18 protein-coding genes are annotated in these 22823 nt (G+C 61.4%); 7 read left to right on the top strand and 11 right to left on the bottom strand.

The features are described from left to right. Positions 1–2: 2 nt before the first annotated feature. The 4 genes from NL64_RS05830 (at position 3) to NL64_RS05815 (ending at position 9678) form a co-directional block, all read left to right on the top strand. A complete protein-coding gene (locus tag NL64_RS05830) occupies positions 3–1418 on the top strand; it encodes a Y-family DNA polymerase (RefSeq protein WP_034147200.1) in 1416 nt (471 codons plus the stop codon). After that, positions 1394–4492, top strand: coding sequence for an error-prone DNA polymerase (locus NL64_RS05825; protein ID WP_216594560.1), 3099 nt, complete (start codon positions 1394–1396; stop codon positions 4490–4492). Before NL64_RS05830 ends, NL64_RS05825 begins: the two co-directional genes overlap by 25 nt. Positions 4493–4794: 302 nt before the next feature. Then, entirely contained in the window at positions 4795–6906 is a 2112-nt protein-coding gene (locus NL64_RS05820) for a hybrid sensor histidine kinase/response regulator (protein WP_172668645.1), read from the top strand. Positions 6907–7044: 138 nt separating this feature from the next. After that, positions 7045–9678, top strand: a complete 2634-nt coding sequence (locus NL64_RS05815) for an excinuclease ABC subunit UvrA (RefSeq protein WP_034147197.1) — start codon at positions 7045–7047, stop codon at positions 9676–9678. Positions 9679–10012: 334 nt separating this feature from the next. Here the strand turns inward: NL64_RS05815 and NL64_RS05810 are convergent, their stop codons facing one another. The 6 genes from NL64_RS05810 to NL64_RS05785 are packed head-to-tail and all read right to left on the bottom strand — an operon-like array spanning position 10013 to position 15440. After that, a complete protein-coding gene (locus NL64_RS05810; protein WP_034147196.1) occupies positions 10013–11956 on the bottom strand; it encodes a response regulator in 1944 nt (647 codons plus the stop codon). Further along, the gene (locus NL64_RS05805; protein WP_034147195.1) at positions 11946–12821 is read right to left on the bottom strand and encodes a sensor histidine kinase; all 876 of its coding nucleotides are present in this window, start codon (positions 12819–12821) and stop codon (positions 11946–11948) included. Before NL64_RS05805 ends, NL64_RS05810 begins: the two co-directional genes overlap by 11 nt. After that, a complete protein-coding gene (locus tag NL64_RS05800) occupies positions 12814–13824 on the bottom strand; it encodes an ATP-binding protein (RefSeq protein ID WP_034147240.1) in 1011 nt (336 codons plus the stop codon). The genes NL64_RS05805 and NL64_RS05800 overlap by 8 nt, the downstream gene beginning before the upstream one ends. Then, positions 13821–14225, bottom strand: a complete 405-nt coding sequence (locus NL64_RS05795) for an anti-sigma regulatory factor (RefSeq protein ID WP_034147194.1) — start codon at positions 14223–14225, stop codon at positions 13821–13823. The genes NL64_RS05800 and NL64_RS05795 overlap by 4 nt, the downstream gene beginning before the upstream one ends. Continuing rightward, on the bottom strand, positions 14222–14584 hold the full coding sequence (locus NL64_RS05790; protein ID WP_034147193.1) for an STAS domain-containing protein: 363 nt from the start codon (positions 14582–14584) through the stop codon (positions 14222–14224). Before NL64_RS05790 ends, NL64_RS05795 begins: the two co-directional genes overlap by 4 nt. 4 nt (positions 14585–14588) lie before the next feature. Then, positions 14589–15440: an STAS domain-containing protein gene (locus NL64_RS05785; protein WP_034147192.1), complete on the bottom strand. Its 852-nt coding sequence runs from the start codon at positions 15438–15440 to the stop codon at positions 14589–14591. A 394-nt stretch (positions 15441–15834) separates the two neighbouring features. Between NL64_RS05785 and NL64_RS05780 the strand changes: the two genes are divergently transcribed. Next, a complete protein-coding gene (locus NL64_RS05780; RefSeq protein WP_034147191.1) occupies positions 15835–16035 on the top strand; it encodes a hypothetical protein in 201 nt (66 codons plus the stop codon). 59 nt (positions 16036–16094) lie between these two features. Here the strand turns inward: NL64_RS05780 and NL64_RS05775 are convergent, their stop codons facing one another. Further along, on the bottom strand, positions 16095–16616 hold the full coding sequence (locus NL64_RS05775) for a DUF4142 domain-containing protein (RefSeq protein WP_034147190.1): 522 nt from the start codon (positions 16614–16616) through the stop codon (positions 16095–16097). 217 nt (positions 16617–16833) lie between these two features. Between NL64_RS05775 and NL64_RS05770 the strand changes: the two genes are divergently transcribed. Then, positions 16834–17070: a DUF465 domain-containing protein gene (locus NL64_RS05770; RefSeq protein WP_034147189.1), complete on the top strand. Its 237-nt coding sequence runs from the start codon at positions 16834–16836 to the stop codon at positions 17068–17070. A gap of 110 nt (positions 17071–17180) precedes the next feature. Beyond that, on the top strand, positions 17181–17423 hold the full coding sequence (locus NL64_RS05765; RefSeq protein WP_034147188.1) for a hypothetical protein: 243 nt from the start codon (positions 17181–17183) through the stop codon (positions 17421–17423). Positions 17424–17536: 113 nt separating this feature from the next. Here the strand turns inward: NL64_RS05765 and NL64_RS05760 are convergent, their stop codons facing one another. The 4 genes from NL64_RS05760 to NL64_RS05745 all read right to left on the bottom strand — a co-directional run bounded on the left by NL64_RS05760 (position 17537) and on the right by NL64_RS05745 (position 22759). Further along, positions 17537–18625, bottom strand: coding sequence for an SMP-30/gluconolactonase/LRE family protein (locus NL64_RS05760; protein WP_034147187.1), 1089 nt, complete (start codon positions 18623–18625; stop codon positions 17537–17539). Beyond that, positions 18622–19767: a sterol desaturase/SRPBCC family protein gene (locus tag NL64_RS05755; RefSeq protein WP_034147186.1), complete on the bottom strand. Its 1146-nt coding sequence runs from the start codon at positions 19765–19767 to the stop codon at positions 18622–18624. Before NL64_RS05755 ends, NL64_RS05760 begins: the two co-directional genes overlap by 4 nt. Positions 19768–19871: 104 nt before the next feature. Beyond that, the gene (locus NL64_RS05750) at positions 19872–20735 is read right to left on the bottom strand and encodes a LysR family transcriptional regulator (protein ID WP_034147185.1); all 864 of its coding nucleotides are present in this window, start codon (positions 20733–20735) and stop codon (positions 19872–19874) included. 176 nt (positions 20736–20911) lie between these two features. Further along, positions 20912–22759 (bottom strand): amidohydrolase, encoded by a 1848-nt coding sequence (locus tag NL64_RS05745; RefSeq protein ID WP_034147239.1) that lies wholly within the window; start codon positions 22757–22759, stop codon positions 20912–20914. Positions 22760–22823 lie beyond the last annotated feature (64 nt).

Below are 22823 nucleotides of genomic sequence, written 5' to 3'. Positions count from 1 at the left end.
CCATGCGCTGGGTTTGCATTCTTTTCCCGCAATTGGCGCTGGACGCGGTACTGCGTCAGCGCGCCGACCCCGAAGAGCCGCTGGCGCTGCTGACCGGCCCGGCCCAGCGTCGGGTGTTGCAGGCAGTCAACGGCGCGGCGCGGGCACTGGGCTTGCGCCCCGGTCAGTCGATGAGCGCCGCGCAAGCCTTGAGCAAGGGCTTTGCCACGGCCGAGTACGACGGCGCTGATATCGAGCACTGGCAGCAATTTCTCGCCGCTTGGGCCTATCGCTTCAGCTCGCAGGTCAGCGTGCATTACCCGCGGGCGCTGGTGTTTGAAATCGAGTCCAGCCTTGGGCTGTTCGGCGCCTGGCCGCAATTCGAGGCGCGTTTGCGCACTGAGCTTGGCGAACTGGGGTTTCGTCACCGCATTGTCGCCGCCCCCAACCCGGTGGCGGCGCGGGTGCTGGCCAACGCTTATGACGGTCTGGTGGTGCCCGACGAGCAAGCCTTGCAGCATTACCTCGGGCAATTGCCCGTCGACCGCATCGGGCTGGAGGCCAGCGTCGCCACAGCGTTGTCGCGCATGGGGCTGCGCACTTTGAGCCAGGTGCAGGCGTTGCCCCGGCACAGCCTGGCTCGACGTTTCGAGGCCCAGGTGCTCAAACACCTGGATGCGTTGCAGGGTACGCGGCGGCTGGCGCTGGCGTTCTACCTGCCGCCGGACCGCTTCGACGTGCGCATCGAGCTCAATTTCGATGTGCAATCCCATCAGGCCTTGCTGTTTCCACTGCGTCGATTGACCGGCGACTTGTCGGCGTTCCTCTGCGGTCGGGACAGCGGCGTACAGCGTTTCGACCTGCACCTGGAACACGCCGGATTGCCGGATACCGTCATCAAGGTTGGCCTGCTCAGCGCCGAGCGCGATCCGGCGATGCTCTTCGAACTGGCGCGTGGGCGTCTGGAGCAGGTCCAGGTCGAAGCCCCTGTGCGCGGTTTCCGCTTGCGCGCCGAAGACTTGCCGACCTTCGTTCCCCAGTTCCAGGAACTGTTCGACGACCGTCCGCAGCAGACCTTGCCTTGGGAGCAACTGCGCGAACGCCTGCGCGCACGGTTGGGGGATGAGGCGGTGCACGGCTTGCGCTTTCAGGCCGATCACCGACCCGAGTGCGCGTGGCAGGCCAGTGCCGACAGCCAGCCTTGCGCCGGATTTGCGACCGTGCAACGACCGGGTTGGCTGCTGAGCGAGCCGATGGCGGTGCACGAAGGCTCGACGCGCATTCTCATGGGGCCGGAGCGCATCGAGTCCGGTTGGTGGGACGGCGCTGACGTGCGCCGCGATTACTACCTGATCGAAACCCGTACCGGCCAGCAGGGCTGGGCCTATCGCGCGGTGGGCGAGGATGGGCCGTTGTGGCTGCAAGGCTGGTTCGCATGAACGCCGGTTATGCCGAACTGCACTGCCTGTCGAATTTCAGTTTCCAGCGCGGAGCCTCCAGCGCCCTTGAGCTGTTTCAGCGGGCGAAAAAGCAGGGCTATCAAGCCCTGGCGATCACTGACGAATGCACCCTGGCCGGCATCGTCCGCGCCTGGCAAGCGGCGAAATCCGTGGAGCTGCCGCTGATCATCGGCAGTGAAGTGCGCATCGAAAACGGCCCGAAACTGGTGCTGCTGGTGGAAAATCTCGTGGGTTACCAGACCCTGTGCCGACTGATCACCCGCGCCCGGCGCCGTACGCAGAAAGGCCAGTATCAAGTGCTGCGGGAAGACTTCAGCGAACCGTTGCCGGGACTGTTGGCGCTCTGGGTGCCGGACGCCGTCGATGATTTTGCTCAAGGTCATTGGCTCAAGCAGGTCTTCGATGAACGCCTGTGGCTGGCGGTGCAGTTGCATCGTTGTCAGGACGATACCCGGCGCCTCAACGATTTGCTGACGCTGTCCAGGGAGCTGCGGATTCCTGCGGTGGCCAGCGGTGATGTGCACATGCACGCGCGCGGACGGCGTGCCCTGCAGGACACCATGACCGCGATCCGCCATCACTTGCCGGTGGCCGATGCCGGGTTGCGCCTGCACCCCAACGGTGAACGGCATTTGCGCAGCCTTGATGTGCTGCGCGAGCTCTATCCGCCGGCCTTGCTCGACGAAACGTTGAACATTGCCCGGCGCTGCACCTTTGATCTTGGCCAGTTGCGTTATCAGTATCCGCGGGAGCTGGTGCCGGAGGGACACAGCGCCGCGTCGTGGCTGAGGGAATTGACCGAGCGCGGCATTCGCGATCGATGGCCTCAGGGGGCCAGCGAGAAAGTGCGCGGGTTGATCGACAAGGAACTGGGGCTGATCGCCGAGTTGGGCTATGAGAGTTATTTCCTCACCGTTCAGGACATCGTCGCCTTCGCCCGGCGCGAAAGAATCCTCTGTCAGGGCCGGGGTTCGGCGGCCAACTCGGCGGTGTGTTTCGCCTTGGGCATCACCGAGATCGACCCCGACCGGATGAACATGCTGTTCGAGCGTTTTCTCTCCAAGGAGCGCGACGAACCGCCGGATATCGATGTGGACTTCGAGCACGAACGCCGCGAAGAAGTCTTGCAGTACGTGTTCCAGCGTTATGGCCGGACTCGAGCGGCATTGACTGCTGTGGTCAGCACTTACCATGCGGCCGGAGCCGTGCGTGATGTGGCCAAGGCGTTGGGTTTGCCGCCGGATCAGATCAACGCCCTGGCCGATTGCTGCGGTCACTGGAGTGATGAAACACCACCCGTGGAGCGCCTGCGTGAAGGCGGTTTCGATCCCGAGAGCCCGGTGCTGCGCCGGGTGTTGAGTTTGACCCAACAACTGATCGGTTTCCCCCGGCACCTGTCCCAGCATCCCGGTGGCTTCGTGATTTCCGAGCAGCCGCTGGATCACCTCGTGCCGGTGGAAAACGCTGCCATGGCCGAGCGCACCATCATCCAGTGGGACAAGGACGATCTCGATGCGGTCGGCCTGCTCAAGGTGGATATCCTCGCGTTGGGCATGCTCAGCGCGATTCGTCGTTGCCTTGATTTGCTGCGTCGTCATCGCAACCTGGACTTGAGCCTGGCGTCGATCCCCTCCGAAGACTCGTTGACCTACGACATGATTGGCCGCGCCGACACCGTCGGGGTGTTCCAGATCGAATCACGGGCACAGATGTCGATGCTGCCCAGGCTCAAGCCGCGCAAGTTCTATGACCTGGTGATCGAGGTAGCCATCGTTCGCCCCGGGCCGATTCAGGGCGGCATGGTGCACCCGTACCTGCGCCGGCGAAACAAGGAAGAACTCGAAAGCTATCCCTCCGAAGAGTTGCGGGAAGTGTTGAAACGCACCCTCGGCGTTCCGCTGTTCCAGGAACAAGTGATGCAGATCGCTATCGTCGCCGCCGACTACAGCCCCGGCGAGGCCGATCAGTTGCGCCGTTCCATGGCGGCGTGGAAACGCCATGGCGGACTGGAGCCGCACAGGGATCGCCTGGCTGCCGGGATGAAGAAAAAAGGCTACACCGCTGACTTCGCCGCGCAGATCTTCGAGCAGATCAAAGGCTTCGGCAGTTATGGTTTCCCCGAGTCCCACGCCGCCAGTTTTGCCTTGCTGACCTACGCCAGTTGCTGGTTGAAATGCCACGAACCGGCGGCCTTCGCCTGTGCCCTGATCAACAGTTGGCCGATGGGTTTCTACAGCCCGGACCAGATCCTGCAGGACGCCCGCCGTCACCATTTGCAAATTCGCCCGGTGGACGTGCGGGCCAGCGATTGGGATTGCAGTCTCGAACCGATTGCCGGCGCGCAACCGGCGATTCGCATGGGCATGCGGATGATCAAGGGCTTTCGCGAGGACGATGCCCGGCGCATCGAGGCGGCACGGGAGAGAGGTGCGTTTGCCGACATCGCCGACCTTGGCGAACGGGCGCGACTCGATGCCCGCGCCCAGGAACAACTGGCCGATGCCGGTGCATTGCGCGGGCTGGCCGGTGATCGCCATCGGGCGCGTTGGGAAGTGGCGGGGGTGCAGAAACAGCTTGGGCTGTTTGCCGGCTTGCCCAGTCAGGAGGAGGGGGCGGTGGCGCTGCCCAAACCCACGGTCGGCGAGGATTTGTTGGCCGATTACAACAGCCTCGGCACCACCCTCGGGCCGCATCCGCTGGCCCTGTTGCGCGCTGAGTTGAAAGCCCGGCGCTGCCGCAGTTCGAAGGAGTTGCTGGAAGTGGAACATGGGCGCCCGGTCAGCGTCGCCGGGCTGGTGACCGGCCGACAACGGCCAAGCACCGCCAGCGGCGTGACCTTCGTTACCTTGGAAGACGAGTTCGGCAACGTCAACGTGGTGGTCTGGCGCGACCTGGCCGAGCGCCAGCGCCAGGTGCTGGTGGGGTCGCAGTTGCTCAAGGTCGATGGGCGCTGGGAGAAGGAGGGCGAAGTGCGACACCTGATCGCCGGACGCCTGAGCGACCTGAGCCCACTGCTGGACGGCATCAGCGTGCGCAGCCGGGATTTCCGCTGACCCGTAAATCTGTTTATTGGGGGACAAAGCCAAACCATTCTCCGTACTTCTGTAGGAGCTGGCTTGCCAGCGATGGCGTCATTACGTGCGCAGCCGGGATTTCCGCTGACCCACGCAAGCCCTGTAGGAGCTGCCGCAGGCTGCGATCTTTTGACTTTGATTTTTTAAGATCAAAAGATCGCAGCCTGCGGCAGCTCCTACGGGGACATTTATTTCTTCGCTTCAGCTATACCTCTATGAAACCAATGGCACCCACGATGCTCGAAACAAACGGGTGTGGATGACCGGGACAGAGCCAACCGATGCAGTTTCTTGACGATAGCCACGGATGTGCCGGCTGGAGCGGCGAAATGGCCGAGCGTATTCGTGCGTTCGACTGGAGTCGCACCGAGTTGGGGGCTCTCGATATGTGGTCGAGAAGCCTGAGCAGTACGGTGCAGTTGATGCTCGCTTCACCACTGCCGATGGTGATGCTCTGGGGCCGCGCCGGGTACATGATCTACAACGATGCCTATTCGGAATTTGCCGGCGGGCGGCATCCTTATCTGTTGGGCTCGCCGGTAGAACTGGGCTGGCCGGAAGTCGCCGAGTTCAATCGGCATGTGGTCGACACTTGCCTGGCCGGCGGCACCTTGTCCTACCGCAACAAGGAATTGGTGTTGCTACGCAACGGGATTCCCGAAGACGTCTGGCTGGACCTTTATTACAGCCCGGTGGCCAATGATGACGGATGCCCGGCCGGAGTCATGGCGATGGTGGTCGAAACCACGGAGTTCGTGATTTCCGAACGCTTGCGCCAGGCTGCCGAAAACGCCTATCGCGCCGACAACGAACGGGTTCGCCTGGCACTGAATGCCGGGGCCTTGCTCGGTTCGTTCGTCTGGGACGTCAAAGGCAATGTGCTGAGCGGCGATGAGCGTTTCGCCCGGACCTTTTCTTATCCCGCTGACGTGCCACTGGACAACCTGCCGCAGGACATTGCTGAAGCGCGTATTCACACCGACGACTTCAGTTGGGTGCAGGAACAAGTCCAGCAATCAGTGGAAAACGGCGAACCCTTTAACGCCGAATATCGGGTTCTGCGCCCCGATGGCACTTACCTGTGGGTACTGGCCAGCGGTTGCTGCGAGTTCAATGAACAGGGTGAGCCGTTTCGTTTCCCCGGGGTGTTGATCGACATCCATGAACGCAAGATCGCCGAAGAATCCTTGCTCCGGTTCACCCGCAACCTGGAGCAGCGGGTCGCCGACGAAGTCGAAGCGCGGCTGACGGCGGAGGAGCAACTACGGCAATCGCAGAAACTCGAAGCCATTGGCGGCCTCACCGGCGGCGTGGCCCACGACTTCAACAACCTGCTGCAAGTGATCGCCGGCAACCTGCACTTGCTGGCTCGCCATGAGCCGAACAACGCCAACGTCCAGCGCCGGGTCGCAGCATCGATTGCCGCTGTCGAGCGCGGTGCAAAACTGTCCTCGCAACTGCTCGCGTTTGCCCGGCGTCAGCCATTGTCCCCGGCGATTTGCACCCCTCAGCAGATTTTCGATGGCCTGGGCGAACTGTTGCAGCGTGCGCTGGGTGAAACCATTCAGATCCATTTGGCCGCCCCCGCAGACCCCTGGCAGGTTTTCGTTGATCGCAATCAACTGGAAAACGCCATCCTCAACCTGGCGATCAATGCCCGGGACGCCATGAAGGGCGAGGGGACCATCGACCTCAGCGCCGAGAACATCTTCCTTGATCGCGCGTTTTGCGCAGGCAAGGGCATCCCGTCTGGTGACTATGTGCGTGTATCGGTGGCCGATGCGGGCGTCGGTATGGCGCCGCTGGTGCTCGCGCAGGCGTTTGAACCGTTTTTCACCACCAAACCCGACGGACAGGGCACGGGGCTGGGCTTGAGCATGGTGTTCGGGTTCGTCAAACAGAGCGGCGGGCATATCGAGATGTCCAGCGTCGTCGACCAAGGCACCCGGGTGCAGATGTATTTCCCGCGCAGCCTGCGCTCGGCGGGCAGTGAAACAACCGCCCCCGATGTGCAGCAACGGGGCGGCCACGAACAGATTCTGGTGGTCGAGGACAACGAAGCCGTGCGCGTTTCGACCGTGGAGTTGTTGCGCGAAGAGGGCTATCAGGTGCTGACGGCCGCCAATGCCGACGCCGCGATGCAGATGTTGCTGGAAGGTGTGGCGGTGGACCTGATTTTCACCGACGTGGTCATGCCTGGTTTGATCAAGAGTACGGACCTCGCGGCGTGGGCGAAAGTGCAAAACCCGCCGGTGACGGTGCTGTTCACCTCGGGGCACACCCGTGACATTATCTCGCGCAACCATCAACTCAGCCCGGATACCCACTTGCTGAGCAAACCCTACAGCCCCGACGCGCTGACCCGGATGATTCGCACCGTCCTCAACAGCTGAAGACGATTCCCCTGTAGGAGCTGGCTTGTCAGCGATGGCGGCTTCGCAGTCAATAAAGAAGCAATTGGCCCGACGCGATCGCTGGCAAGCCAGCTCCTACAGTCATTTGTTTTCCAGGAAATTAAACAAGGCGACCTGATGACTTCCACGCGCAGCCCCAACCCAACCTCCGGCATGGTCAAGGTGCGCGGTGCCCGGGAGCACAACCTCAAAAACGTCGATGTCGATATTCCCCGCGACGCACTGGTGGTGTTCACCGGCGTGTCCGGTTCAGGGAAGTCGTCGCTGGCGTTTTCGACCCTCTACGCCGAAGCGCAGCGGCGCTACTTCGAGTCGGTGGCGCCGTACGCGCGGCGGTTGATCGATCAGGTCGGCGTGCCGGATGTCGACTCCATCGAAGGCCTGCCGCCAGCAGTGGCCTTGCAGCAACAGCGGGGCACGCCGAGCACGCGTTCTTCGGTGGGCAGCGTGACTACGCTGTCGAGCCTGATCCGCATGCTGTACTCCCGCGCCGGCAGCTATCCGCCGGGACAGCCGATGCTGTACGCCGAGGATTTTTCACCCAACACACCCCAAGGCGCGTGCCCCGAATGCCACGGCTTGGGCCGGGTGTATGAAGTCACCGAAGCGTTGATGGTGCCGGACCCCAACCTGACGATCCGCCAGCGCGCCGTCGCTTCCTGGCCCTTGGCGTGGCAGGGGCAGAACTTGCGCGACATCCTCGTGACCATGGGCATCGACGTCGACATCCCTTGGCGCAAACTGCCGAAAAAGCAGCGCGACTGGATCCTGTTCACCGAAGAAACCCCGACAGTGCCGGTGTATGCCGGGCTCACGCCGGAGGAAACCCGGGTCGCCCTCAAGCGCAAGATGGAACCGAGTTACCAAGGCACCTTTACCGGCGCGCGCCGCTACATCCTGCATACCTTTACTCACTCGCAAAGCGCGCTGATGAAGAAACGCGTCTCGCAATTCATGCTCGGCAGCCCGTGCCCGTTGTGCGACGGCAAGCGCCTCAAGCGCGAGGCGTTGTCGGTGACGTTCGCTGGCTATGACATCGGCGAGTTGTCGCAGATGCCGCTGCTGCAAGTGGCCGAAGTGCTGAAGCCGGTGGCGGCCCAGCATTATCTTGAAGAGGGCGATGAAGCGGGCGAGGTGTTGACCCACACCCAGACCCGCCAGGCCCGTGAACAACGGGTGGCCCACGGCGCCAGCGGTCACGCCAATGCTCCGGACGTACGGCACACGCCGAACCTGTCGGTGGAAAAACGTCTGGCCGCGCAACGCATCGCCCAGGACTTGCTGGAGCGGGTCAGCACTCTGACTGATTTGGGCCTCGGCTATCTGGCGCTGGAGCGCAGCACGCCGACGTTATCGTCCGGCGAGTTGCAGCGCCTGCGCCTGGCGACGCAACTGGGCTCGCAGTTGTTCGGCGTGATCTACGTGCTGGACGAACCTTCGGCCGGTCTGCATCCGGCGGATGGCGAGGCGCTGTTCGAAGCCCTGCAACGCCTGAAAGCCGCTGGCAATACCCTGTTCGTGGTCGAGCACGATCTGGAAACCATGCGCCGCGCCGACTGGTTGATCGACGTCGGCCCGGCGGCGGGCGAGCATGGCGGGCGGGTGCTGTACAGCGGCGCACCGGCAGGTCTGGCCAATGTGAAGGACTCGCAAACCCGCGCCTACCTATTCGCTGAACACGTCACTCAGCCCCGTACCGCGCGCCAGGCCAGCGATTGGCTGCGTCTGGAAGGCATCACTCGCAACAACCTGAACAACCTCAGTGCCGAGTTTCCACTGGGCTGTTTTACCTCAGTCACCGGCGTTTCCGGCTCAGGCAAATCGAGTCTGGTCAGTCAGGCGTTGTTGGAGTTGGTCGGTGCGCACCTCGGGCGTCCCGCGACCGACAGTGAGCCGGAAGAACTGAACCTTGAAGACGACACCCCGCAAGTCAGCGGAGGGCAGGTCACCGCAGGGCTGGCGTCGATCAAGCGTCTGGTGCAGGTCGACCAGAAACCCATCGGCCGCACCCCGCGTTCCAACCTCGCAACCTACACCGGCCTGTTCGACAACGTGCGCAAGCTCTACGCCGCCACGCCGGAGGCTCAAGCTGCTGGCTATGACGCCGGGCAGTTTTCCTTCAACGTTGCCAAGGGGCGTTGCCCGACGTGCGAAGGCGAAGGGTTTGTCAGCGTCGAATTGCTGTTCATGCCCAGCGTCTATGCACCTTGCCCGACCTGCCATGGTGCGCGCTACAATCCCGAGACGCTGGCGATCACCTGGCAGGGCCGCAACATTGCCCAGGTGCTGCAATTGACCGTCGACGAAGCGGTCGAGGTGTTTGCCGAGCAAGCGGGGATCCGCCGCTCGCTGGAGGTATTGCGCGATATTGGCCTGGGTTACTTGCGTCTCGGCCAACCGGCGACGGAGCTGTCGGGTGGTGAGGCCCAGCGGATCAAACTGGCCACCGAGCTGCAACGCAACCAGCGTGGGGCAACGCTTTACGTGCTCGATGAACCCACCACGGGATTGCACCCACGGGACGTCGACCGTTTACTAGAACAGTTGAATAACCTGGTGACGGCGGGGCATACGGTGATCGTCGTCGAGCACGAAATGCGCGTGGTGGCGCAGAGTGACTGGGTGATCGATATCGGGCCGGGGGCGGGGGATCAGGGCGGCAGGATTGTGGTTGCAGGGACGCCGCAGAAAGTCGCGAAAAGCAAGAAGAGCCGGACGGCACCGTTCCTTGCCAGGGCGCTCAATCTGTAGGAGCCGGCTTGCTGGCGATGGTGCCTTTGAAATCGCCATCGCTGGCAAGCCAGCTCCCACAGGGATCTGTGGCGTTCAAACAACCTGTGGGCTCACACCATTCTGTAGGAGCCGGCTTGCTGGCGATGGTGCCTTTGAAATCGCCATCGCTGGCAAGCCAGCTCCCACAGGGATCTATGGCGTTCACACAACCTGGGGATTCACACCATTCTGTAGGAGCCGGCTTGCTGGCGATGGCGCGCTCGAAATCGCCATCGCTGGCAGGCCAGCTCCTACAGGGATCTGTGGCGTTCACGCAACCTGTGGGCTCCTTCAGGTCTGCGATCTTTTGATCTTAAGCGCCGTCGATTGTGCGCCGTACCTTGTCCAGCAGCTCCTTGATCTGGAACGGCTTGATCAGCATTTCCATGCCATCACCCAGAAACACCTGACGGTTGAGCGCGGTTTCCGCGTAGCCGGTCATGAACAGGATCGGCAGCTTCTCGCGCCAGCCGCGCGCGACGTCGGCCAGCTCTCGGCCGCTCATGCGCGGCAGGCCGACGTCGGTCAGCAGCAGGTCGATGGACTCGTCTTTCTGCAGGCGTTCGAGGGCACCTTCGATGTCCGCTACTTGAGTACAGCGATACCCGGCGTCCACCAACACTTCTGCCACGAACATCCGCACCGACGGCGTGTCCTCAACAATCAATACATGCTCGCCGGCCCCTTGCGGATCGACGGTGACCGGCGCCGCTTCGCTCATGGTGGGATCAGAGCTGGCCGGCAACATGATGGTCACTTCGGTACCACGCCGCGCCACACTGCGAATGTGCGCATCGCCCCCGGATTGCCGCGCGAAACCGTAGATGGTGGATAAGCCGAGCCCGGTGCCCTGGCCCAAGGGTTTGGTGGTGAAGAACGGATCGAACACCTTGTCGATCACGTGGTGCTCAATGCCCGTGCCGTCATCGCGCACCGACAAGGCGACGTACGCGCCATCGGCCAGATTGGGGTCGCCGTGGGAGTAGGCGGCATAGGTGTTGACCCAGACATTGCCGCCCTGGGGCAAGGCGTCGCGGGCGTTGATCACCAGGTTGAGCACGGCGCTTTCCAGCTGAATCGGGTCAACCAGCGCGATCGCGGCTTTTGAGGTCAGTTCCAGTTTCAGCGAAATGCGTTCGCCGATGGTGCGCACCAGCAGCTCTTCGAGTGAGCGGATGTGCTCATTAATGTCCACCGGCCGGGTGTCGAGGGGTTGTTGTCGGGCGAAGGCCAGCAGGCGATGGGTCAGGGCGGCTGCACTCATGGCTGAGTTCAACGCCGCTTCGGTGTAGAACTGGACCTTGTCGGTGCGGGACTCGGCGACCCGTTTCTGGATCAGCTCCAGGCTGGTGATGATGCCGGTGAGCAGGTTGTTGAAGTCGTGGGCGATGCCGCCGGTCAGCTTGCCCAACGCGTCCATTTTCTGCACCTGCAACAGCTGCGCCTCGGTGCGCGCTCGTTCGGCGACCTCCTTGGCCAACTGTTCCGTGGCATCGTCGAGCCGCGCCAGGTGCGAGCGTTCGCGGTGCCGGTGTTCGGTGACATCTTCAACGAATACCAGGCTCAATTCCGGCGTGCGGTAGGGCGAAATCTGCCACTCGGTTTCGCGAATTTCGCCGCCGACTCGCATGCTCAAGGTGCCTTTCCAGCGTTCGCCATAAGCCAGCCGCAGGCGCAGTTCTTCGATGACCGCTTGTTGGTCCTCGGCGAAACATTCGAGCAAGGTGTCCGGGGTGCGATTGTCCTGAATCAGTTGCGCGAACGCATGGTTGCATTCATGCACTTTCATCTCGGCATCCAGCACCGCAATGGGTGCGGAAACGTTGACGAAAATCTCGCGAAAACGCGCCTCGCTGGCACGCAGGGCATTTTCGGTTTCACGCACCCGCAGCAAGGTGCGCAGGGTCGCCAGCAGCACATCCGGGTCCACCGGGTGAATCAGATAAGCATCGGCGCCGGCGTCCAGGCCGGTGATGATGTCGCCGGTCTGGATCGACGCCGCCGACACGTGGATCACCGGCAGCAGGGCCGTCGCGGGGTCGGAACGCAGTTTGCGGACGATGTCGAAACCACTCATGTCCGGCAGGTTGACGTCGAGAATCAGCGCATCGAGGGTGACGCTGTCGATCAGTTCCAGGCCTTCGCTACCCGTGCCTGCTTCGAGCACTTCATAGCCATGGTTCTCCAGGCGGCGGCGCAGGGCATAGCGCGTGGCGATGTTGTCGTCGACGATGAGTAATCGGATGTCACGCTTCATCGGCAGGCTCCACGGCGATGGCCAGCGGGATGATCACGAAAAAGGTCGAGCCAATGCCTGGCGTACTCTGCATTCCGACTTCGCCACCCAGCAACTCGGCGAAGCGTTTGCACAGGGACAATCCGAGCCCGGTGCCGCGCAGGCGTTTTTGCAGCGGTGAATCGACCTGGGAGAAGTCTTCAAACAATGCGCCATGTAAATCAGGAGCGATACCTATTCCGGTGTCGCTGACGGCAAAGCGTACGTGATCGCTGTTTTCCAGCCGGGCCGAGACCCGGACCTCCCCATGAGTGGTGAACTTCAGCGAGTTGGCGATGAAATTGCGCAGGATCTGCGCGAGTTTCTTGTCGTCGGTGTACAAATGCGGCAGCCCCACCGGCTCCTCGAAAATCAGGTCAACCGCACTGGCATCGACAATCGGGCGAAACATGCCGCGCAACGCGGAAAACAGGTCGAACATGTCGAACCAGGCCGGCGAAATGCTGATGCGCCCGGCCTCGATCTTCGCCAGATCCAGCAAGTCGTCGACCATGTCGCTCAGTTCGCGGGCGGAATTGCTGACGAATGCAACCTGCTTGTGCTGCTCGGGGCTGAGCGGGCCGTCGAGTTCGTCGGTGAGCAGGCTGGCGATGCTGAGGATCGAGCCCAAAGGCGTGCGGAACTCATGGCTCATGTACGACAGGAAACGACTTTTCAGGTCCGAAGCCTGGCGCAACTGTTCAGCCTGGGTGTCGAGTTCGGCATAGAGCGCCAGAACGCCCTGGTTGGTTTCGTCCAGCTCTTCACGCAGGGCATTGGCTTCGCCTTGCAGGCGGGCGATCAGTGCGGCTTGTTCATCAATCTGACTGATGGGTAATTCAGCCATGGTCGGCCTCCAGAGCAATGACCAACACCGTGACATCGTCCCGTCCACGACAGAAATCGCGGTGCAGAATCGCAGCGATGACGGCGGGATGGCGGTGCACCAGGCCGGGGTAGTCCTGCAGGTTCCAACGCGATTGCAGGCCGTCGCTGTACATGATCAATAGCTGTCCGTTCACCTGAGCATAGTCAAAGGGTTGCGCCTTTCGATACTGGCCGCCGACGATGCCGGGATGGGACGCCAGGCCACGGGATTTGTCCGGTGCGATCAGGCAGGCGCCGATGTTGCCGATGCCGACGAATTTCAACGCGTCGCCGGCACCGTCGAACTGGGCAATGGCCAGTGCGCCGCCGCGAGTGCCGGTCATGGCTTGATGAATGTCCTCCAGCAACAGCAACGGGGAGGCGAACGGCATCAGCGCGTAGGCTTTTTCACCGGCGCGGGCGGCGCGTTCCGCCTCCTCGCCATGACCGAGGCCATCGATCACCAGGGCGCTGATGCGTGGCCCGTCAAACGCCAGGTGCCAGACATCGCCGCAAGCGGGATCGTGGTGCAACGAATGCTGGCTGACACCAATGCGTCGGTCCGGGGCCTTGTCCGTTCGCGGATACAACCGTGTGAGCAGCACGGCACCCCGTGAATCGGCATACACGTCGAACACTTCAGTCTGCCGTGACACGGCGCCAAGCCCGATGCCCTGAGTGCCGCCGGTGGAAAAACCGTCGGCCAGGCACGCGTGCAAATCAAAGCCCTTGGCGCGGTCGATGGCGAGCATTTCGATGCCGGCGCCATTCGCGCGGGGCAAGACCCTCAGGTGCAATTCGCCACGGGAAGCATGCTTGAGAATGTTGCTGGCAAGCTCGGTGGCGACCAGCGCCACACGTCCCGCATCCGTGGTATCGAAGCCGTGTTGTTCCGCGAGTCTCTGCGCGGTGCGTCGGGCGTGACCGATCTGGCTGCTGTCCTCGATGACCAGCACTTGTGTCATCGAGCCGCTGATATTCATGTCCATCGGGTAATCGTTATGCGAGTGCCCTTGCCTGGCGCGGTGTCGAGTTCGAACTCATTCACCAGGCGCTTGGCACCGGTCAGGCCCAGGCCCAAACCGGAACCGGAGGTCCAGCCATCGGTCATGGCCAGTTTGATGTCGGGAATGCCCGGCCCTTCGTCACGGAAGAGCAGGCGCAGGCCGGTACGCGAGTTTTCATCGAGGATTTCCCAATCCATGTCGCCGCCACCGCCATACACCATGGTGTTGCGCGCCAATTCGCTGACCGCGGTCACCAGTTTTGTCAGGTCGATCAGGCGCATGCCGCATTCCTGAGCGAGCTTGCGCGTCAGTTGGCGGGCCAGGACCACGTCCTGCTCGATGTGAATCGGATGAGTGCCGCTGCTGCGCACAGTCATTGGTTGCGTACTCGTTCCTGAAGCAGTTTCATCCCGCGTTCGACATTCAGCGCGGTACTGACACCGGGCAGGGTCAGGCCAAGCTCCACCAGGGTGATGGCCACCGCGGGTTGCATGCCGACCAGTACCGTCTGGGCATCCATGATTCTCGACAGCCCGGAAATCGTCCCGATCATCCGACCAATGAACGAGTCCACCATGTCCAGCGCGGAAATATCGATCAACACGCCGCGCGCGGACGTCCGGCTGATGCGCTCGGACAAGTCGTCTTGAAGGGTCAGGGCCAACTGGTCATGCATGTCCACCTGAATGGTCACCAGCAGGAAGTCGCCCATTTGCAAAATCGGTATGCGTTCCATCGGCTCAATCCGCCTTGCTGACGGTCAGTCCCAACCGGGTCAGGGCCAGTTTCAGGGCATCGGCCAGGTTGGCCTTGGTCACCACGCCTTGCAGGTCCAGCCCAAGGTGCACGATGGTCTGGGCGATTTGCGGGCGCACACCGCTGATGATGCAATCGGCACCCATCAGGCGAATGGCGGTGACGGTCTTGAGCAGGTGTTGCGCCACCAGCGTGTCGACGGTCGGTACGCCGGTGATGTCGATGATGGCGATCTCGGAGCCGGTGTCGACGATCCGCTGCAACAGCGATTCCATCACCACTTGGGTGCGCTGCGAGTCGAGAGTGCCGATCATGGGCAGTGCCAGGACGCCGTCCCAAAGCTTGACCACCGGGGTCGACAGTTCCAGCAACTCTTCCTGCTGGCGCTTGATCACCGCTTCGCGGGACTTCTGGAAGGTGCGGATGGTGTGCATGCCCAGAGCGTCGAGCAGTTCGGAGATTTCCCAGAGTTGCTCGGCCAACAGGGCCGGGCTGTCCTGGTAATGATTCTGCAACAGGGCAAACAGCGGGCCTTTCAACGAGAAGATGAAACTGGCGGTCTGGTGCGAATCCTGGCCGAGCAGGGCGCGGCTATGGGAGAGTTTGTCGAGGAACTGGCGAATTTCATCCCAGCCGGACGCAGCAATGTTTTGGCCGTTGCCATTTTGCAGACCCGAGATAACCAGATGCAGGAATTCCGAGGTCTGCTGTTGCAGATCCTGCTCTTTGAGGTTGCGCGTGGCGCCACTGGCCTCAAGGCCGTTTTTCCATTCGGCAAGCAGTTGTGTCTGGTTTTTTTTCATCGCATCGAGAGTGCTGGATTGCAGTGCCGCCATGAGACTTGACTCCTTGATTGTATGCAGCCGATTCCCTGAAAAATGACCGGCGCAAAGCAGTGACATTTGCCGCAACAAATAGTTGTTCGGCGACCACAGGTTTTTTATCGGATGTGCATACGGACTGTAGTAGGAGCTGCCGAAGGCTGCGATCTTTTGATCCCGATCTTGATCTTCTGCAACCTGTGCCGACGTCAAAAGATCGCAGCCTTCGGCAGCTCCTACGGGGCGTGCAATGCCAAAAGATCGCAGCCTTCGGCAGCTCCTACAGGTGCCTTGCACAGTAGAAATCGCGGTGTATTGATCCATCCGATGGAACGTTGCCTGTGTCACGGCTTCGAAACATCAAGGCCTGACAGTTTCAGTCGTGAGCTTGCATTGATGGGAGGTACTCATGAAAGACCAACCCAAGCGTGACAACCTTGGCCAGCCCGAGGAAGCAACCCCGCAACCACAAAGTGGTGACTCGGCGGTTGATCAGAAAAATCGCCATACCGATAACGACAATGAATTCAGCCCGGGCTTCAAACCCAATCCTGATCGACCCAAGCCCAGTGATGACACCGATGCAGATATCGACACCGACGGTGGCTAGGTGGAACCCTTAAACAAAGAGGCCGCATCCTGGATGCGGCCTATTTGTGTGTGAGGGTGTTATTTGTCCGGATGGGCGGCCTGAAGCTTTTTCGCCATATCCAGGTGTTTTTCCAGTCCCGGCAACATTTTTTGCGCAAAGCCCTTGAGCTCGGTGGCGCCTTTGGTTTTGTCGTCGGTCACGGTGTTGGCTTCTTTCTTGAACAGCTCGATGGTGTCTTCGTGAGCCTTCACCTGATTATTGGCGTAGGCCGCATCGAAGGACTCATCACGCATATCGAGGATTTTTTCCTTGGCCTGTTTCACCAGCGTCGTGGTGTCCGGCACTTCGATGTCGTTCTTTTTCGCAATGGCGGCCAGTTCGTCGTTGGCCTTGGAATGGTCGGTGATCATCATGTTGGCGAAAGCCTTGACGTCTGCCGATTGGCTTTTTTCCAGCGCCAGTCGGCTGGTCTCGATCTCGGCAATGCCGCCGGCGGCTGCCTTGTCGACAAAATCATTGGAGGTCGCCGCGAATGCCGCGCCCATGCTGGTACTCAGGGCGATGGCCAGCGTGAGGTGGCGCAGGTTAAATCCGTCCATTGGTTCTTCTCCACACAGTTTTTATTGGCGATCGAGTTGATCGTTATTCTGTGGAGGCTGCGGCGCGGGTAAAGGTTTTATCGCATTTGCGACAGGGCGACGAACGGCCACCGCTGGTCTGACAGATGGTCGACAGAACCGGCAAACCAAGGCCATTCTGATAGTTGGCGAACGCAATCAGTCGCGTTTGCTTCCGATTAACAAACGGAGGTGTTCCATGCCGGTGCCACACGATCTTTACAAGGATTTGAATTTCACAACAAAGGAAGAAATCCAGCAGAAACGCACCAATGATCCGTTACTGGATTCATTGATAAATAAATACTCGCAGGCGGATGCTGAGGTGGTGAAGGCAGAGGAAGCCAAATCCAGCGATGACGCAGTGACCAGGCTCAAGGCCAAGCGCCTGGAGGTCAAGGACAGGATCGTCAAACAACTTCAATCGCCGTCCTGACGCACCGTCATGACCCACCGACCATCGGTGGCTGAATAATTGGAACGGCGATGTTAACCGGCACCTCGAATGTTCAGAGCCCGACTTGACGGCTCGACACGAGGTGCCTCATGACAGACCCAAAATTTCCCAGTGAAGAGCAGGGCGGCTACGACCCCATTCCAACCCATCCCGAACCTTTGAGTCCCGGCCGGACTGCGGTCAATCCGGAAGACGAGCCGGGAATTGACGAATTGCCGAACAACGAAGGTGCCATCCCCATGGACCAGGACGACGGCACGGATATCGACCGGGATCGCATGCGCGAAGAAACCGATAATGCGGAACGCGATGGCGAGGTTGATCCCCGGTAGTGCTGGTTTACCCCAACCCTTGTAGGAGCGAGCCTGCTCGCGATGACGGCAGCACATTCAAAATCAATGTCGACTGTCAGGACCTCATCGCGAGCAGGCTCGCTCCTACAGGTTTATTGCAACGCTTTACTCAGCGGCAATCGCGCCATGTTTTTCGCTTTCAACGAACCCAAGTACAACCACTCCCCATACTCGCGCACGGTGGTGATCGGCGAGTAGTTTCCGCTGCTGCCATCCTGCAGATTGGCGATGACCTTACCCTCAAGATCCAGCCCCAGCGCGAAGGCGCGTTTTTCCACCGGTTTGGGCAAGACGGTCATGGCCCGCACGATCATCTTTCGCACCAAGGGATGCTCCGCCGTGGCATCGAGCAGAGCGTTGCGCGGGGCATACAGCGCCACCCAGAAGCGATCGTGACCATTGAAGGACAGGTTGTCCGGCAAGCCCGGCAGGTTGTCGATGAACAGATCATGAGTGCCGGCTTTCGGTCCGCTCAGCCAATAGCGACTGATGCGATAGGCGCCGGTTTCGTTGACCAACACAAAGCTGTCGTCCGGACCCAGAGTGACGCCGTTGGCGAACTCCAGCTTGTTCAGCAGCACCGCGGTTTTCCCGGTCTGGAAGTCGTAACGCAGCAATCGCCCGTCACCGCCATGCTCGATGATCGCCTCACCGTCCTTGCCATAACCGAAGCGGCTGGAGGCGTCGCTGAAATAGGCGTAGTGCCCGGACTTGTCGATGGCCACGTCGTCAGTGAAACCGAAGGGCACACCGCTGGCGGTCGTGGTCAGTGCCACCAGGCGGCCCTGGGCGTCCAGCGACAGCAAGCCCTTGACCGCGTCGGCGATCACCAGCAAACCATTGGGATGGCGGGCCAGGCCCAGTGGTCGGCCGCCGGTATCGGTCAGGACTTTAGTGACCTTGCCGTCCAGGCTGGTGCGGATGACCCGACCGTCATGCAGGCCGGTGATCAGCGTATCGCCTTCGAGCAACAGCGCCTCCGGCCCGTCGATATCCGCCGCGCCGACGCGCTCCACACCTTTGAGGCGCTGGTTATCAGCGTAGACACCACTGGTGAGGGACGGCGCCGGTGGCGGGCTCCAGGCCACCGGTTTGACTTTGGTCGGCATCAGCAGCAGGAAGGCGCCGATGGCCACGATCAGCAGCAACAGCCCATGGCGAAACTTGAACGATCGCCTCACACGCGAGCTCCCGAAAGCACCAGGTGTTTTTCCGCCATTTCGCGCAAGGCTTGCATCGACGCGGCCGATTCGTCATCGATGCGGCGTTTGAGCAGCAATTTGTTGGCAACGCGCATGATCAGACCGCTGAACTCATACTCCAGCGTGCGAACAAATCGCGTGCCTTCGCCTGCGGATTCGCATTCGTAAGTCAGCAGCAAAGACAGGCCGTTGTCGCCGTAAGCCCGGGCAACCCAGCGTCGCCCGGGCAAATACTCATCGACCACCCAACTCAAATGCCCCTCGCGCCCGCCAGCGCGGATGTCTTCTTCGAACCGTGCCCCGGCATGCAACGGCCCGCGCTGCGCATTGATCTTGAGCGAAGACGGGTGCCATTCCGGCCACCGAGTCACGGTGCTGGCATAGGCAAGTACGGCAACGGGACTTCCGGCAATGTCGATCTGATGCTGCATGCGCGTCATGGGTGTTCTCGTCAGGTACGGGGTGGCGTCTTCCGGCTCCCAGTGGAGGGTGCCGAACAGGAAGTCCATCAACGGAAAAACGATGTTGAAATTGCGCTCCTGCATCATCTCGCGGCGGTGATGCAGCTCGTGCAAGCGGCGCATCTGGCGAATCCACGGCAGCCGAGTCAGCGGATTGTGCGGCGGTAGATGCTCACAGGCATGGAACACCTCATAGGCCAGGTAACCGAGGACCAGACAACCCCCGACCATTCCCGCGACGTTGGCATTGAACTGGCTGAGCAGCCACCAGACGGGCAGGGTAATGACCAGCGTATGCAACACGATCAGCCAGGCTGGAAACAGAATCACCCGCCAGTCGCGGGCGCTGTTGTACGTCATGTGACCGGGGGCGAAAAAACTGTGATGGTCGCCAGTGTGGCGGGCATAGAACAGGCGCGCGAAGTTCTTTTTCTGATGGCCCAGGTGCCGATGCACCATGTACACGCCAAAGTTGTAAAACAACAGGGTCAGTGGCACCGCCAGCCATTCCAGCGGTAGCACCTGATGCACGCTGCTCCAGAAGACGGTAATCGCCATCAGGCCGAACACGAGCACGAAGGTGCCGTGCAGCCATGGGTTATAGAGTGGATGAATGTTGGCGCGGTAGCGGCTGCGGAATGCTTCGGTGGTCTGCCTCACTGCAATCACCTGTCGTTATTGTTATCTCCAGCAGAGTAGTCGATTCCGGCGTTTTGGCTGGCCGAACCTGATGACACAAATGCCATGATCCGGTGCAGGGCGACTCAGGTCAGCGGGTTCCAGCGTTGCGACCAGTCGTCATCGGACTGGATGACTTCGCGCAGCAGGTCGAAAGCCCGTTGCAGGGTTGGCGAATCACGGTCGCGGGAGTAAACCAGATAGGTCGGGTAACTGAACTCCGGCGCCTTGGGCACTTGCTCCAGCGCGCCGCTTTCCAGGTAACTCTGCACCACGCGGGTACGGAAGTAGCCACTGCCGCCGTTTTCCAGAATGTACTGCAAGCCCAGCGGGCCGAGATTGAAGCTCAGGGGCGCCCTGGCTTTTTCCGGCAGGGCGGCATCGTGCTGGCGCCGAAAATCCTCGCCCCAGTCGATGTACACGTAAGGATTGGGCCGGCCGGGTTGGCGGACGAGGATGAGTTTTTCTTCGAGGATCTGCTCGACTTGCAGGCGTGGCCCGTATTCCGGTTGATAGACCAGCGCGGCATCCAGAACCCCCAGCTCCAGTTGGCGCAGCAGGTTCTCGCCATCGCGGATTTCCATGCGCAGCGCATGGCCGGGAATCTTTTCGCGCAGTTCGCCGGCCCAACTGAGCATCAGCGGATTACACAGACTGACCTCGCCGCCGATGTGCAGCACGTCGTGATAACCCTCCGGCAGCGGCAAATCCCGCCGCGCAGCTTCCCAGGTTTCCACCAGTTGATTGGCATACACCACGAAGGCTTCGCCATTGGGCGTCAGGCGGGCGCCGGCGCGGTTTCGCACAAACAGCGTACTGCCCAGGTGGCTCTCGAGTTTTTGCACCCGCGCGGTGATGGCGGTCTGGGTGACGTGGAGTTTTTCGGCGGCTGCGGCGAGGCTGCCGTGACGGACGATTTCCAGAAAGGTGCGGGCGAGATCGATGTCCATGGGGTGGCCGGTGTGGGAGGTGCTCGCATTGTAGGAGCACCGTTCACCCGTGGCGAGGGAGCTTGCTCCCGCTGGGCTGCGCAGCAGCCCAAAAAAATCGGCAGCCACAGATTTTATGCGAGCGCTACGCGCTCGAGCGGGAGCAAGCTCCCTCGCCACAGTTGCGTGGTCTCACTTCAAAACGCGAAGCAAGAACAGCCGAACGCCCCCCAGAAACCGGCAAAATCGCTCACCGGCGCAGTCGACAACCGCGCCCGCTCATGACTGTGCGCATGCACCGCACAGGCCCCGACGCATTGATGAACCTGCGCGGTCAGCGGCGACAAGGGTTTCCAGTGCCCCGGAACTTTCGCGACCGGCGACCATTCCGGCACCACCGGAATCGGCGGCGGGCTGAGTTTTTCGAACTCGACGCTGCCGTAGACGACCTTGCCGTCGACGATGGTCAGCACCGATTCGATGCCTTTGATGCCTTCGTCCTCAATGTGGAAATAGTCCGCCGACAGCGCGATCAGATCCGCCAGTTGCCCGACCTTGATCTGGCCCTTCTTGCCTTGCTCGGAGGAGAACCAGGCGCTGCCGTGGGTGAACAGCTCCAGCGCGGTGTCGCGGCTCAAGCCTTGCGGGTACAGCTCCAGACCGCCGACGGTGCGACCACTGACCAGCCAGTACAGCGAAGTCCACGGGTTGTAACTGGACACCCGCGTGGCATCGGTGCCAGCGCCTACCGGCACGCCCTCGGCGAGCATGCGCGCAATCGGCGGTGTGTGCTCGGCGGCTTTGGCGCCGTAGCGGTCGACGAAGTACTCACCCTGGAACGCCATGCGATCCTGAATCGCAATGCCGCCGCCGAGGGCTTTGACCCGTTCGATATTCTGCGGGGTGATGGTTTCGGCGTGGTCGAAAAACCATGGCAAGCCATCAAACGGAATGTCGCGATTGACCTTCTCGAACACGTCGAGCATGCGGCTGATCGATTCGTTGTAGGTGGCGTGCAGGCGGAACGGCCAGCGCTGTTCCACCAAATGGCGGACCACCGGCTCCAGATCCTGCTCCATGCTGGACGGCAGGTCCGGGCGCGGTTCAAGAAAATCTTCGAAGTCCGCCGCGGAGAACACCAGCATTTCCCCGGCACCGTTGTGCCGCAGGAAGTCGTCGCCCTGATGCAGGGTCACGCTGCTGGTCCAGTTCTTGAAATCGGTCAGCTCTTCCTTGGGTTTCTGGGTGAACAGGTTGTAGGCAATGCGCACGGTGAGTTGTTGATCTTTGGCCAATTGCTGGATGACCTGATAGTCGTCCGGGTAGTTCTGATAACCGCCACCGGCATCGATGGCGCTGGTCAGACCCAGGCGATTGAGTTCGCGCATGAACTGCCGGGTCGAGTTGACCTGATATTCCAGTGGCAGCTTCGGTCCCTTGGCCAGCGTCGAGTACAGAATCATCGCGTTGGGTCGGGCGATCAGCATGCCGGTCGGGTCGCCATTGGTGTCGCGCTGGATTTCCCCGCCCGGCGGGTTTGGCGTGTCGCGGGTATAACCCACCACTTTCAACGCCGCGCGGTTGAGCAGGGCGCGGTCGTAGAGATGCAGGACAAACACCGGCGTGTCGGGCGCGGCCTTGTTCAATTCGTCGAGGGTGGGCAGGCGTTTTTCGGCGAACTGGAATTCGTTCCAGCCACCGACCACCCGCACCCATTGCGGCGTGGGCGTGCGGTCGGCCTGCGCCTTGAGCATGCGCAGGGCATCGACCAGCGACGGCACGCCTTCCCAGCGCAGTTCCAGATTGTAGTTGAGGCCGCCACGGATCAGGTGCAGGTGCGAGTCGTTGAGACCGGGAATCACCGTGCGCCCGTGCAGGTCGACGATTTGCGTGCCGGGTCCTTGCAGGGCCATGGCCTGGGCATCGCTGCCGACCACCACAAAATGGCCGTCCTTGATCGCCACGGCACTGGCTTGGGGTTTTTTGCGGTCGACGGTGTGCAGGCGTCCGTTATACAGAATGAGGTCGGCGGGTTTATCGGGCATGGTTTTACTCCCAGCGAACAGCGGGCTGATCCAGGCACCGACGGCACCTGCCGAAAGGCCTTGC

It is taken from the genome of Pseudomonas fluorescens, from assembly GCF_000802965.1.
Classification (GTDB): Bacteria; Pseudomonadota; Gammaproteobacteria; order Pseudomonadales; family Pseudomonadaceae; genus Aquipseudomonas; species Aquipseudomonas fluorescens_A.
Note: the sequence above shows the minus strand (reverse complement) of the source record. Positions and strands in the feature narration are given on the sequence as shown.